This window comes from Pedobacter suwonensis (genome assembly GCF_007833675.1).
Classification (GTDB): Bacteria; Bacteroidota; Bacteroidia; order Sphingobacteriales; family Sphingobacteriaceae; genus Pedobacter; species Pedobacter suwonensis.
Window position 1 is genome coordinate 5,387,487 of sequence record NZ_CP031708.1, and the last position, 13,624, is coordinate 5,401,110.

Below are 13,624 nucleotides of genomic sequence, written 5' to 3' on the forward strand. Positions count from 1 at the left end.
TTATGGCAATCAATCTTCAAAAAGGACAACGCATCAGTCTGGAAAAAAGCAATGGCAGCACACTTCAACAAGCTTGTGTTGGAATAAACTGGGGTGCAATTGAAAAGAAAGGCTTATTTGGCTTTGGATCGTCAAAAGAGGCGGTAGATTTAGACGCAAGCTGTGCTTTATATAACGAAAACAAACAGCTTTTAGAGGTGGTTTACTTTGGCAACCTCAAATCTAAAAACGGCTCGGTAAAGCATAGCGGCGATGATTTAACCGGTGATATGGGGGGCGATGACGGTTTGGATAACGAAATTATCACCATTGATTTTTCACAATTGGATGCCAATGTAAATTATGTTGCTTTTGTATTGAACAGCTTTAGAGGTCATGATTTTGGCACGATCCCTTTTGCTTCCATCCGCATTTATGAAGGCACTACCAAACGTGTTAACGAGGTTTTTGCCAAGTTCGACATTGCTAACGGCGCCAATTTTGCAGGTCACGTATCAATGGTAATGGGTGTTTTTTACAAGAAGAACGGCGAGTGGAAATTTAATGCCATTGGCGAACCAACTAAAGATAGAAAACTGGAAGATACCGTTAGAACCGTAACTCAAAACTATTTATAAGCTGTAAAGCTGGTTATAAATCAAACTATGGAAACCAACCCAAACGTTACTCAAGACCTTACGCCGGTTAAACTGGATAAGGACGGAAATGTTAACCTCGAAAAAATAACAGCTGAAGAAACAGCTAAATATAAGGAAATTGGCAAATCGTTAGAACCATCGGATGTAAATTCGATTCTGAATTATGGAAGCGATGCTCAAAACTCCATGGAGAAATACAGTAACGATTTTTTATCGTCTGTACGTACCTATAACAGTGGTGAAGTTGGCGGTTTAATTAACGAGCTGCTAACCGAACTGAATTACATTGATGTATCTGAATTGGAACAGAGCGGCTTTAAGAGTTTCATCTCTAAAATTCCATTCATAAAAAATTTAGTGGTTGATGTGAAAAAGCTTTTCCAGAAATATGATGTGGTGGTGAATAATATCGATAAAATTACCAACAAAATCAAAGCTGGAAGGTTAAATTCAATTAAAGATAACAGTTCGCTGCAAACCATGTTCGATAGCAATGTTGGTTACATCCACCAGATGGAAGAACTGATTATTGCCGGACAATTAAAGTACAACGAGCTGAGTATTAAATTGGCAGAAATGGAAGGCCGCCCGGCTGATTACCAGGATTATGAAATTGCCGATTTAAGGGATTTTATCAGTCGTTTGGATAAAAGACTGGCCGATATGAAGATTGTGCGTTTCATCATGTTGCAATCTTTAGCGCAGATCCGCGTGGTGCAGAACAATAACACCTCAATTGCAGAAAAGGCACAGTCAATTGTTTCTACCACCATTCCGGTATGGAAAAATCAATTGACCATTGCGGTTGCTTTGCAAAGGCAAAAAGCCAATGTAGAGATGCAGAAGAAAATTTCGGATACCACCAATACCATTTTACAGAAAAATGCAGAGATGCTGAAACAGAACAGCATTGATGTAGCCAAGGAGAATGAAAAAACAGTAGTATCTTTGGAAACTTTAAAACGAACCACTTCATCGCTGATTGAAACGCTTAATGAAGTGAAACAGATTCATGAAGCAGGTGCACAGAGCAGAAGAGTACTGGATGGCGAACTTAAAACTTTGGAAGCAGAGTTGAAAAAGAACGTAACGAGGGTGAATTAATTAAAATATGGATGAATACCGTTTAAATATTCTCAAAAAATCAAGCGCAGAGATCAACCGTTTACAGTTGCTCTCTGTGTTTTTTGATGATGAGGTGATTTATAAAATTTACCTGCGGAGCCAGGTTATTCATCAGCTTTTTGCCAATAACGAAGAACTGGAGATCGAAAAATTAGATCTTTTCCATCTTCAATTTACCGATAGTGTAATCGAACTGCTCAGGAAGATTAAAAAGAGCAATGAGAAAAATGTATCGCTCATCTATGATGAAATTCACCTGAATGAAGAACTGATTGATCGAATGTCGGGAACGCTTGTTGATCAGAAAAGTTTCCAGCAGGATAAGCAGAAGCAGTCGCTTAAAATTAATTTATCGCTTCGTAAGCTATTCAGCGTACTATCTGAGTTGAGTTCAGATTTCCCCTTTTCAAAAAACATCAACGTTTTTAGTTCCAAATACGCCAACGATTTTTATTTTGATCTCACTACAGATCAATTTTCAAAACTGATTGATTTTCAGAACAAGCAGGTATACACCAATGTGTATGCCACCATCGAGAAAAAATTGATGGGCAAGCTGTGCAAGAATGATTTCAGGACTGAATTTTATATTGGTTTAAAATCCGGTGAGCTGGTGATCGAAGTTTATAAATTTTTGGATGAAGATTATTATTATCTGTTTTTTCCCAGTAGAAACCTGTTCCTGTTTTGCGATTTAACGATTTTGAAAGACCTGGACATGACCAACAATCTTTCAGAGCGTGAGCGGATTGTACAGGAACTACAGTATAAAAATGATAAGTTGAAAAGCAATGCTGCGGTTTTAAAAACTGCCATTCCGAATGAAGTCGTTCAATTATTGGAAGATAGTTATGGTAAAATATCGGATATCAATTTTCTCAACCATCTTAATAACTTTGATGTTCAATCGAATATTTTGAAAACGATGTTAAAGACGGATTTATTTTAAGGTCTAGAGCAATCGTAATTTAGACTGAAGCTTACCAATTTAAGCATTGGTTTTTTATTCGCTAATGGTATGCTTGCTTGTTCCACAGGTTTCGTTGGTAGCGAAATGGAGAAATCTTCCTGATTTACAAGTAACTTTAAAAGATTCCTCGATTTCGCTGCGCTCCGCTCGAAACGATTGAACTAATGTTGATTAACTTATTATCGTGTCAATACCGCCAATTTATGTTTGAACAAGTCAATGGTTCTGCTCCAGGCCAGTTTTGCTGCGGCTTCGTTATATCGGGTAGGTGAAGTGTTGTTATTGAAAGCATGATTTACGCCATCATAGATATAAATTTTATAATTGATTTTATTGTCTTTTAAAGCCTGTTCATAAGCTGGTATTCCGGCATTTATTCTCTCATCCAAACCAGCGTAATGCAGCATTAAACTTGCTTTAATTTTAGGAACATCAGCCGCATTGGCCTGCGCGCCATAATAAGCGACGGCGGCTTGCAGTTTAGGATCATTAATTGCTAATTTATTGGCCATTCCGCCGCCCCAGCAAAAGCCCACACAGCCTACTTTACCATTGCCGTCTTTTCTATTGCGTAAATAGTCAAGCCCACTTAGATAGTTCTGCAGGTTTTTTTCAGGATCCAGTTTACCAATCAGCTCGCGTCCTTTATCTTCATCTGCCGGTGTTCCGCCAAATGGTGAAAGGGCATCAACGCCCAAAGCCAGAAAACCTTCAGCGGCAATACGTTTGGTTACATCAATAATATGTGGATTTAAGCCTCTGTTTTCATGAATAACCAATACACAGCCCAAATTCCTTTTACCCTTCGGTTTAGCCAAAACTGCTTTCATTTCACTTTCTATCCCCGTGTAAGTAATATTCTCTACTTCAATGTCATCACTGTTAAATTCTACTGCAGCGGCATAATTATTCTCCAGCATAGGCAGGATAGTCATGGCTAAAGCTGTACTACCTGCCAGGATGGACAGCTTTCTTATAAAATCCTTTCTGCTTAGCTGACTGTGTGTATACTCATCGTAAAGGTTAATTATTTTCTGGTCCATCTTACTGATTTTTATGACTATACAAGATAAGGAAGCATGCCGACATTTTAGGTGTCATTGCCTAAAAGTTACAATACATATCTTCCCATTTTTTGATCAGCGCTACGCGGTGTTTCGTATATCTGGGGGTTAAAAAAATATTAGACCAATCATCGTAATGATCATAAAAGAATTTTAAAAAGAAAATATGAAAGGCAATGCCCAAATATGGAATAGCTCTTAGTTCGTCATCAGTTAAGGGCCTCAATTCCTGATAAGCCGCTAAAAATGTAGCAAAATCCTTGTCAGCCTGTTCTCTTGAGATTAAGCTGCTCTGTTGGTGAAAGAAATAATGGTTAAGGAATGACATCAAATCGTTAACCAGGTAACCCTGTCCCGCAAAATCAAAGTCGAAAAAGGTAATTTTTCCCTGCGCGTTGAAATGGAAATTTTTAGGAAAGAAATCATAATGGCAGTAGCCATAACTGAATGCAGCGGTGTCGAATTCTTCAAACTTTAGAATTACCTTTTCTGCAATGCTCCGTAAGTATGCATATTCGTCTTTCATTTCCGAAAAATGTGGTTTGAGACTTTTTAAGGGTTCGAATAAGGTAGTTTCGAAGTTGAATATCGGTCGGGGATGGTTTAGTTTTATTGATGAGGTGGTACGATGCAGTTTAGCCATATCATGCCCTAACTGAATAAGGTGCTGATCCTCCAGGTCTAAAATTACGCTACCCTCGGCAAACGTAAACAATACGCCATTTCTAAATCCCTCAATCGCATTAAACTGTTGAATCTGTTTGCCTTCCAGGTCCTTGATTGGATAAGAAACCGAATTTCCATTTGCGTGCAAAATGTTAAGCAGTTCAACCTCAGCTTCAATTTCATGACGTTTACGGTGTGCATCGCGGTAAATTTTGAAGATGTATTTATGGTTCAGATTTTCCAGAACATAGGTGTCACTTACATTTCTGATCAGTAAACGGCAGGTTGTAGACTGGTCTAACTGATAATTTTCGATTAAATAATCTCTTAAAGCAGCGGCTGATAAAGTGGAGTATTGCGCGGGAAAGAAATGTGGCATTTAAATATGGTTTGGCCTTAAATATAAATTTTTAAATCTGGTTTAATTCTCTATATCAAGTAATCGTTTAATTATACCCCTATAATTTTTACCTACAGGAATATTTTGCCCATTTCTGAGCACAATGGTATTGCCTTCCAGATAGTCGACATATTTTTTATTGAGGATAAAAGACTTATGGATGCGAATAAAATCTGTTGACAATTGATCCTCAAAACTGGCCAGCGTTCTTGGGGTAAGAAAAAAAACGCGATCGTTCCACACCTTAACGTAATTACCCAGGCTTTCCAGATATTGTATTTCGTCTGTTTTGATGAGGATGTGCTTTTTGTCAACCTTAATAGAAATTTGTCCATTGTTTTTTGGCGCTTTGTTTTCAATTTCATTAGGTGTAGCTATTTGCTTTTTAAGATCATGCAATTCAAGCGCTCGGTTAACGGCTTTTAAAAAACGGTCGAGACGGAAAGGCTTTAAAAGATAATCGCAAACAGCCAGATTAAAACCCGCCAGCGCATATTCCTCGTGTGCAGAGGTTATAATTACCAGCGGCTTATTTGTTAAGGTTCTTAAAAATTCCAAACCATTTAGTTTTGGCATCCGGATATCTAAGAAAATGAGATCTACCTGTTGTTCCCTTAAAAAATCCAGTGCTGCTGTAGCACGGTAACAATCGCCAATAATGTTAATAAAAGGAATGTCTTTTGCATACTCCTTAATTACACCATGTGCAAGCGGTTCATCATCTATTATTAAACAACGCAAGCTCATGTTAACCGGAGTTTAAGTTCTGCCTTAAAGATATTATGAATGGAGGTGATATGCAATTTGTAGCGATCAGGATAAAGTAATTCGAGTCTCTTTCTTAAATTATCAATCCCGATTCCCTTATAATTGTTGGTTTCTTCTGGATCAAAGGAATTTTCGCAGGAGAAAATGAGAACCGTATGGTTAGCAGTTAGTGATAGTTTTAAAGAAGCTTCGCCTTCAGCAGGTTCAATACCATGTTTAAATGCATTCTCTACAAATACAATTAGCAGGAGAGGAGCTATCCCGATCCCATCATCTGTAACCTGTTTATCAAATTCAAAATGTAAGTTCCTTTGCAGACGGATTTGTTGTAATCGAATGTAATCATTTATATAATCAACTTCCTGGGAAAGCTTGACCGATTTTTTCTGCCCTTTATAAATGGTATAGCGCATCAGTTCTGATAATTGTAAAATACTTTCAGATGTTTTATCCGATTTTTCCAAACTCAAAGCATAAAGGTTGTTCAACGTATTAAAGAAAAAATGAGGATTTAGTTGTTGTTTTAGTAAATCAAGTTCATGTTGTGATTTTTCCTTCTCTAAATAAAGGATTTTATTGTTTTGCTTGCCCCATTGCAAAGCCAAAACTATAGGCAAACTGATGAGCATAATGGCAAATGCACCAAATGCATTTTCAGGTTCGAATGGATTGGTGACGAATATGCTCCGACCGAAAACCGTGTTAATGGGGAGTAAAATTAATATTTGGGCCAATAGGGGATATAATACCGCTATGGTGGCAGAGAGTGTTAACAGATAAATCAACAGTCCTTTTTCTTTGAGGATTTTAGATACCAGTAACCGGCTATTGATCAGAAAAAGCAGGTATCCGCATAAGTACATGACCAGAAATTGCGAAAAGAAGCCTAAAAATGTTCCAAAATTAAACCAGAGTGCTTTAATGTTGAATTCGAAACCTACCAAACGGAAACCATTTCGTTGGTAAATCGGGTTGTTTAAACTTGATACCGCCATTATGGAGATGGTTAAAGCAAGTAAAACAATGGTGACAAATAATGCATTCTCCAGGCCAATTTTTTTGACCCATTTAATGTGCAGCACTTTTTTCTGGTAATACTGATTGACGATCAATATCATTTCGAGGGAAGTTGCTAACAATGCTGTTGAAATGAAAACAGTATGGTCAAGCTTAGCAATTTGCAGGTAAATTGAAATATCTGTAAAAAGTGGAAGGAGAATAAGAAAGCAGGTGCTCCAGTAAGCAATGTATCTGTTTCGACTCAGGCGGTTTCTTAGCGTTGCTTTAAGAAAAGAAAAAACAAGTACAGGGAGCAAACAAAATCCTAGAGCAAAAATGCAGCTGGCATAGTTTATCCAAATTTTGCTTGTTAGGTTGTACGTATTAAATATGGCTATCCACAACAAGAGGCCAATATTGAGGAAAAAATCCTGGTATTTATAATTTAAATTCTTGGTTTTAAACATTTTGGTAACCTATAATACGAGTAAAACTGTCATCCTGAGGAATAATTATGATATAAAAATCAATATGATTGACAGATAAAATTTACTTAGGTAATATCCATCAAGAAATCGTCATTCCCAACTTGATTGGGAACCACGAAGTGCTCATGAATGCCGCTATATAAAAGCAAACACTGATGAATAATCTTAAAACGTGCATCAAGATTAGCTTCGCTGAGCACTTCGTGGTTCCAGCATGCGCGAAAATGACGACCGACCTATTGGATTCTGTCAATGGTAGCTTGTCGAAGGATCTTTGTTGAAAGCGTTAAAATGTGTTTTGATACCTTAACAAACTAATTTCTAAAGTTATTAAAGTTTTAAGCCATGCTGAAATTTAGATGATGAAAGGCCTGTTTTTCATGATGAAAGGAATTTTAACCAAGCTCTGCACTTTCATCATCATTTTGAGTGCGTTAATCACTTAAATTATTTTCTGGTGGTTTGCCAGCTTAATTTGCCGCCGTTTAATTATTCAATATGGTACGGCTTAACATACAGCAACTTACAAAATCTTATCAAAACGGGGTAAAAGCCCTTGATGACGTTACACTAAATATCGCAAACGGCATGTTTGGTTTATTGGGCCCTAATGGAGCCGGAAAATCTTCACTGATGCGTACGCTTGCCACCTTGCAGCTGCCAGACGCCGGGCAGATCTATTTTGATGGTAACGATGTATTGCGGAATCCCCAGGAGATGCGAGACAAATTGGGGTATCTGCCGCAGGATTTTGGTGTCTATCCAAATATTTCAGCTATAGATTTACTGAATCATCTTGCGATCTTAAAAGGGGTGCCAACTAAGAGTGAACGAGTGGAGCAGGTGACTTCACTGCTGCAGCAGACCAATTTATTTGAATCCAGGAAGAGATCCGTCAGTACGTTTTCTGGTGGTATGCGACAGCGTTTCGGAATTGCACAGGCTTTGTTGGGTAACCCGCAATTAATTATTGTAGATGAGCCTACTGCCGGACTTGATCCTCAGGAGAGAAACAGGTTTCATGACCTCTTAAGTGAAATCGGCACCAACCGTATAGTAATCCTATCCACCCATATTGTAGAGGATGTGAATGACCTTTGTGCTGAGATGGCCGTTATGGCAAGTGGCAGGTTGATTTTAAAAGGTAAACCCTCGCAGCTAACCGAAAAATTAAATGGAAAAATCTGGCGAAAGGCAATTGATAAGATCAATCTGCCCCACTATTCATCCATTTTTAACGTAATTTCTACCAAGGTCATTTTGGGTAAGTTTCATGTGTTTGTACTGGCAGATCAATTGCCAGCAGCAGGTTTCGAATCTGTTTATCCGGGTTTGGAAGAGGTATATTTTTCTTCGTTATCTGGCGCAGTCAATTTAAACAAGGAGGTAAAGGGATGATTGCAGATTTATTGAAATTTGAGCTGAAATATCATTTCGGGCAGATATCTTTTAAGGTTGCAGCACTTCTGTTTTTGATGCTGGGCTATTTTTGCGCAGTAAAGGGTGGATTTGGCTCAGACGAAGTGCATAAAAATTCACCTTATGTCATCACTAATATAATGGCCCTGCTCTCCTTATGCTCCATTTTTTCGGCCACACTATTTAGTGCCAACGTTGTGCTACGAGATAGCATGCATAAAATGGAAGCCGTTGTTTTTACCACATCAATTAAAAAGCTACCTTATTTTGGCATCAGGTTATCAGGCTTAATCATTGCCGTTTTTAGCTTATTGTTACTGGCAGCCCTGGGCATTTATACAGGTTCTTTTTTTATTGATAAAAATCGGCTGGGTACATTTCACCTGTATTATTATCTGCAGCCTATTCTGATTTTTGCTTTGCCAAATGTGCTGTTTTCGGCAGGAATTTTATTTTGTACGGCCATACAAACCAAGAGTGTAAGGGCCATTTATGTGGTTGGCGTGTTGCTTTACATTTTTTACATGCTCGCTTCTATCTTGGGCGATTCACCATTTTTGGCTACATCGGCAAACAAGGCAGGCAGTACGGATATTTTGCCTGTACTTTTAGACCCTTTTGCTTTGGCTTCGTTTTTTGGCGAAACCAAAACATGGACTATTCTACAACGCAATTGCCAGTTATTTCCTTTTGAAGGTACATTTTTACTCAACAGGATCTTGTGGACCAGTTTTACGAGCCTGATCATAGTGATAAGCTATCGTTTGTTTGATTTTAGGCTAGCACAACAGCAACAGTCAAAAGTTAAAGCGGATAAAATAGCATATCCAACTTTAATTTCCTACCGTACTTTAAAAGTTGTACCGGGTGGAATTGCTTATCATTTCAGAGCCTTTATCGCCCGGCTTAAATTGGAACTGATCTTTCTGTTTAAAAATATTCCCGTTATGGTGATGCTCTTGCTGTGGGTATTTTTGTTCGGAACAGCGTTAAAAGATCGGCTGTTTAGCGGCGCTTATGGCATTCATAGCTATCCGGCAACCGGCATTATTATAGAAGAAATATTCTCCATGAAATTCGGACTGATTTTAATTATTTTTTATGCCGCTGAAAGCATTTGCAGGGAAAAATCAGTTAATATCCATTCCATCGTTTATAGCAGCCCTGCTCCAGATTCAGTATTCTGGATGGCAAAAATCCTGAGCCTTTTCGGACTTGTTTTTGTCCTCGTAACCTTAAACATTGGAATCGGCATTATTTTGCAACTCACCCACGGTTATTTCCGGATCGAATTGCCATCCTATTTATCTCTATACTATTACAGCGCGTTTCCTTTGTTGCTTTTTGTAGTGCTCATGGTTTTTATTCAGAATTTAAGTGCAAACAAATATCTCGGCATGTTAATGAATCTGATAATTGTTTTCATGATCACTTATGCAGAACGCTTTGGGCTTGAACATTATCTCTTTCGTTTTGCTACCGTTCCGGATCTCCAACACTCTTATTTTAATGGTTTTGGCTATTATACCCATGCGTTTAACTGGTACATGTTATACTGGTTGGCCTTTACAACGGTTGTAGTGGTGTTAACCATCGGCTTATGGCAACGTTTAGTTGAGGTAAAGATTAGAGCAAGATTCAGATCGATGGGTCTGGCTTTGAAGCAACATATCTGGGTTATCAGCCCGGCATTATTGATCTGGATTTTCTGTGCTGCATTTATTTATCACCAAACCAATTTTATTGGCAAATACAAGAATAAACAGGCCCTATTGAACTGGCGCCTGGCTTATGAACAGAAATATAAATCATTGGCTAATCTTGCCCAACCCGTGATCAAAGCAATTAAAACCAGTGTAGATTTATATCCAGCCGAGGGGAAATATACAGTTAATGGAACGTATATGCTTAAAAATGAGTCAAATGAACCCATTTATAAGATCTGGGTCTCTGTTGATCCGGCTGTCCGCTCATTCTCGGTAAATATAGGTGGAATCAAGAAAACTGCAAGGGATGAGGTTTTTAATCAACAATTTTTGGAGTTAAAAACGCCTCTACAGCCCGGTGGAGAAATGTTGATGAAGTTTTCTATTGAAGTCATCAGAAATGGATTTATAACTTTCGATACGGAAAATTCGGTTGTTAATAATGGTACTTATATCGAATTAGAGAAATTTGTACCACAACTGGGTTACTGTTATCACATTGAAATTAAAGATAGGCAGGAACGTAAAAAGGCAGGTCTGCCCGAAATTGCCAGTAAGCCGCCATTTAAGCGGGCATATCAGCTAATCGACTTTGAAACGACTATTTCTACCGATATCGATCAGCAGGTAGTAACTGTTGGCGAGTTGCAACACAGCTGGAATATCAATAATCGTAAATACTTTAAATACAAAACTGCCGCTCCCATTAATTTCATGTTCGCACTGAGCAGTGCAAAATATGCTTTAAGAAAAGAAAAACACAAAGGGGTTGATTTAAGTATTTATTATCAGCCGGGGCAGGAATATAACTTAAAAAGTATGTTTCAGGCCCTCAAAGATGCATTAGATTATGGCAATGCTCATTTTGCAAAATATCCGGCTAAACAACTAACCATTGCCGAAATTCCGCAATATAAAGGTGCAGCTACAGCTTATCCGGGACTGATTTTCAGCGCAGAGAACATTAATTTTCTGGGTAACTACAGTGAGATGGGCACGATTAACCAAAGTTATGCCATTACTGCACATGAAACTGCTCATCAATGGTGGGCAAATATACTGACTCCTGCTGATGGTGCAGGTTATGCCATGCTCACTGAATCACTTGCTAAATACACTGAAGATGTATTGATTGAAAAGAATTTTGGTAAAATGTACTTGAGAAAGTACATGTCATACGATAATGAACTCTATTTTTTGAACCGGAATTACAATAAGCAAGAATTGCCGCTGGCCAAAACTTTAGATCAACCCTACGTATATTACCAAAAGGGTGGATTGACAATGTATGCCATAAAAGAGAGGATGGGGGAACAGCAATTTAACGGCGCGCTGCATCAGCTAATTGAGGAACACCGATACCCTAAGCCAAAGGCAATAGCTGCTGATCTGGTAAGCATATTGTTAAAGCACGCTCAACCTAAAGATAGAAATTTTATCAACGATTGTTTTAATGATGTAGTGACTTACAAAAATGGTGTAAAAATACTTAATTGTAATCTTTTGAAAAGTGGGAAATATCAGGTTGATGTGCTGGTAGACGCAGAAAGGCTAAGTGAAAGCAGCAGGCAATTGCCGGATCTGGAAATAGACCTGGCCTGCTTTAGTTCATTGGAAATGGATTGGAAATCAGATACGAAACCGATTTATTTTCAAAAAGTTCATATCAGGAAGCATAAAACAAGGCTCATAATTATCGTTGATCAAAAACCAAAAACAATAGCAATTGATCCGTATCGATACCTATTAGATACCGATAGAAGTGATAACGTTTTTATTGTTAAATAATAAGATAAAATGAAGATGTATTGAAGCAGCATACCTTCTAAACGTATGTGCATAATTTCATTCCTTAGGCCGTAGCGGAGAGAGTCTTCTAGTATAAGTCCGAAGATCTCTTCGCCTTCTTTAGGTCAAGATGAGGATTTTATATCGTAATTTTTGAATGATAGCCAGTTTGTGGATTGTCAGCCCGGGAGCTATAACAACCATTTATTCACAATTTTTCCGTATAACTTTTAAAATTATCCAGAATGGCCTGCCAGCCATCGCGCTGCATTTCTGCAGGATGAATAGATTCGGCCTCGAATGTTTCGGTTATCCTGGTTTTTTTGCCTGATGCATTAAAAACAATAATCACAGTTCTGCCATCTTCAATGGTGTATTCGATTTTTTTATGCACATCAACAGTGGTATAGGTACCAACAAAATCGAAGCTCGCGCTGCCATCTTTTGCAGCCATGGTACTCTTAAACTTTCCACCAACTTTTAAATCGTTTTCGGCATAAGGGGTATGCCAATCGGGAGAAGCAAAACTCCATTTGGTAATGTGATCGGGATTGTTCCAAAATTCCCAAACTTTTTCAACTGGTGCATGAACTGTAGTTTCTACAGTAATTGATAAGCTGTTTTCCATTTTTTAACGGTTTAAATCTATTAAATAAAGTTAAAATAAGTTTTGCTTATCAAAAAGCGTAGATTAGGAAATGGATGTCTCTTACTGTAAATTGGGATTGCCAGGTGTTTGTGTTTACGATCTGTAAGTACATTTAAATTGATATGCCTCACATATCTTTGGGAATGCTGTTTTTAAATCTTCCATACAAGCACAAATAATTTGTTAAATGGAGCATTTGGAACCAGGGAAAATTCAATTAACGTATCTCATTGTAAGTGAAGGTAACTGTATCTTTAGAAACTAAACCGCTCACGTTTCCACCTGTATAAACAGCTTTATAGCTCGCTCCCTTTTTTAGGTCGTACGCTTTAAGTAAATCGGCATTTGCCACCAGGCTGTCTCCGGGATTTACTTGTGTATAACTAGAGGCGGGTGGGGGCATAACCCTTTTGGCCATTGCACCTTTGTATGTTGCTTCTTCTCCTTTTTCGTTGGTAATACTTAAATAACTACTCATTAACGGTTCAAACGGGGTATGCCAGATGCAAAATTTTTTAGCGCTATCTGTGTTGTTAAGTACCACAAATTGCAACAACAAAGGTTCGCCGTTAACTACGTTGCCATTTATTTTTAATTTAACTTCGAGTGAATCGGTTTTTCGGTCAACAATTTGACCGGCATTTTCATTTTTGTTAGTTGCGGTGTTTCTGGTGGCTTCTCCACAGGCAGAAAACAAGAGCAGGAGTGCCGGGATAATTACTCTGATATTTTTCATGGGTTGTTTTGTTGGTATAAGCAAATAAGATTTGATATTGTTTGCTGAAATTGATTTAACTAAAACGATTAATTGTGGCATAGTAATAATTTTATTCAATAGATTACCATTAATTTGGCAGTTCTGAATGGTAATTAAGGTCAGCTGTTTTGATATCACTTTTAATTCAACTTTGAAATAGCAGGCTTAAACGTTTATTTTATAAATT

The 13,624-nt window shown here is 37.9% G+C and carries 11 protein-coding genes; 5 read left to right on the forward strand and 6 right to left on the reverse strand.

Annotated elements, in window-relative coordinates:
• Positions 1–2: 2 nt before the first annotated feature.
• From DV942_RS22100 to DV942_RS22110, 3 genes are read left to right on the forward strand one after another with little or no spacing between them, the layout of a single operon-like run.
• Positions 3–617: a TerD family protein gene (locus DV942_RS22100; protein WP_090980161.1), complete on the forward strand. Its 615-nt coding sequence runs from the start codon at positions 3–5 to the stop codon at positions 615–617.
• Between the two features lie 27 nt (positions 618–644).
• Positions 645–1,742, forward strand: a complete 1,098-nt coding sequence (locus tag DV942_RS22105) for a toxic anion resistance protein (RefSeq protein WP_134203447.1) — start codon at positions 645–647, stop codon at positions 1,740–1,742.
• A 7-nt stretch (positions 1,743–1,749) separates the two neighbouring features.
• Entirely contained in the window at positions 1,750–2,712 is a 963-nt protein-coding gene (locus DV942_RS22110) for a hypothetical protein (RefSeq protein ID WP_145861137.1), read from the forward strand.
• Between the two features lie 200 nt (positions 2,713–2,912).
• Here the strand turns inward: DV942_RS22110 and DV942_RS22115 are convergent, their stop codons facing one another.
• From DV942_RS22115 to DV942_RS22130, 4 genes are all read right to left on the reverse strand, one after another.
• Positions 2,913–3,776, reverse strand: coding sequence for a dienelactone hydrolase family protein (locus DV942_RS22115; RefSeq protein WP_145861139.1), 864 nt, complete (start codon positions 3,774–3,776; stop codon positions 2,913–2,915).
• 61 nt (positions 3,777–3,837) lie between these two features.
• On the reverse strand, positions 3,838–4,842 hold the full coding sequence (locus DV942_RS22120) for a phosphotransferase enzyme family protein (RefSeq protein ID WP_145861141.1): 1,005 nt from the start codon (positions 4,840–4,842) through the stop codon (positions 3,838–3,840).
• A gap of 42 nt (positions 4,843–4,884) precedes the next feature.
• Positions 4,885–5,610, reverse strand: coding sequence for a LytR/AlgR family response regulator transcription factor (locus tag DV942_RS22125; RefSeq protein ID WP_145861144.1), 726 nt, complete (start codon positions 5,608–5,610; stop codon positions 4,885–4,887).
• A complete protein-coding gene (locus DV942_RS22130; protein WP_186462376.1) occupies positions 5,607–6,749 on the reverse strand; it encodes a sensor histidine kinase in 1,143 nt (380 codons plus the stop codon). The genes DV942_RS22125 and DV942_RS22130 overlap by 4 nt, the downstream gene beginning before the upstream one ends.
• Positions 6,750–7,616: 867 nt before the next feature.
• Here DV942_RS22130 and DV942_RS22135 point away from each other — a divergent pair.
• Together DV942_RS22135 and DV942_RS22140 are read left to right on the forward strand one after the other, a co-directional pair.
• Positions 7,617–8,516 carry an ABC transporter ATP-binding protein gene (locus DV942_RS22135; RefSeq protein ID WP_145861148.1) on the forward strand — a complete coding sequence of 300 codons (900 nt, stop codon included), beginning with the start codon at positions 7,617–7,619 and terminating at the stop codon, positions 8,514–8,516.
• Positions 8,513–12,031, forward strand: a complete 3,519-nt coding sequence (locus DV942_RS22140) for a M1 family aminopeptidase (RefSeq protein ID WP_145861150.1) — start codon at positions 8,513–8,515, stop codon at positions 12,029–12,031. Before DV942_RS22135 ends, DV942_RS22140 begins: the two co-directional genes overlap by 4 nt.
• A gap of 208 nt (positions 12,032–12,239) precedes the next feature.
• On the opposite strand, the gene DV942_RS22145 is transcribed toward DV942_RS22140, so the two are convergent.
• Complete coding sequence (locus tag DV942_RS22145) at positions 12,240–12,659, reverse strand: SRPBCC family protein (protein WP_145861152.1); 420 nt, start codon at positions 12,657–12,659, stop codon at positions 12,240–12,242.
• 238 nt (positions 12,660–12,897) lie between these two features.
• Complete coding sequence (locus DV942_RS22150) at positions 12,898–13,416, reverse strand: protease (RefSeq protein WP_145861154.1); 519 nt, start codon at positions 13,414–13,416, stop codon at positions 12,898–12,900.
• Between the last annotated feature and the right edge of the window lie 208 nt (positions 13,417–13,624).

Bases quoted from the DNA above. Each gene is read 5' to 3' on its own strand.
- DV942_RS22125 (WP_145861144.1), bottom strand. From the start codon at position 5,610: ATGAGCTTGCGTTGTTTAATAATAGATGATGAACCGCTTGCACATGGT.
- DV942_RS22105 (WP_134203447.1), top strand. From the start codon at position 645: ATGGAAACCAACCCAAACGTTACTCAAGACCTTACGCCGGTTAAACTG.
- DV942_RS22150 (WP_145861154.1), bottom strand. From the start codon at position 13,416: ATGAAAAATATCAGAGTAATTATCCCGGCACTCCTGCTCTTGTTTTCT.
- DV942_RS22110 (WP_145861137.1), top strand. From the start codon at position 1,750: ATGGATGAATACCGTTTAAATATTCTCAAAAAATCAAGCGCAGAGATC.
- DV942_RS22135 (WP_145861148.1), top strand. From the start codon at position 7,617: ATGGTACGGCTTAACATACAGCAACTTACAAAATCTTATCAAAACGGG.
- DV942_RS22115 (WP_145861139.1), bottom strand. From the start codon at position 3,776: ATGGACCAGAAAATAATTAACCTTTACGATGAGTATACACACAGTCAG.
- DV942_RS22140 (WP_145861150.1), top strand. From the start codon at position 8,513: ATGATTGCAGATTTATTGAAATTTGAGCTGAAATATCATTTCGGGCAG.
- DV942_RS22145 (WP_145861152.1), bottom strand. From the start codon at position 12,659: ATGGAAAACAGCTTATCAATTACTGTAGAAACTACAGTTCATGCACCA.
- DV942_RS22120 (WP_145861141.1), bottom strand. From the start codon at position 4,842: ATGCCACATTTCTTTCCCGCGCAATACTCCACTTTATCAGCCGCTGCT.
- DV942_RS22130 (WP_186462376.1), bottom strand. From the start codon at position 6,749: ATGATATTGATCGTCAATCAGTATTACCAGAAAAAAGTGCTGCACATT.
- DV942_RS22100 (WP_090980161.1), top strand. From the start codon at position 3: ATGGCAATCAATCTTCAAAAAGGACAACGCATCAGTCTGGAAAAAAGC.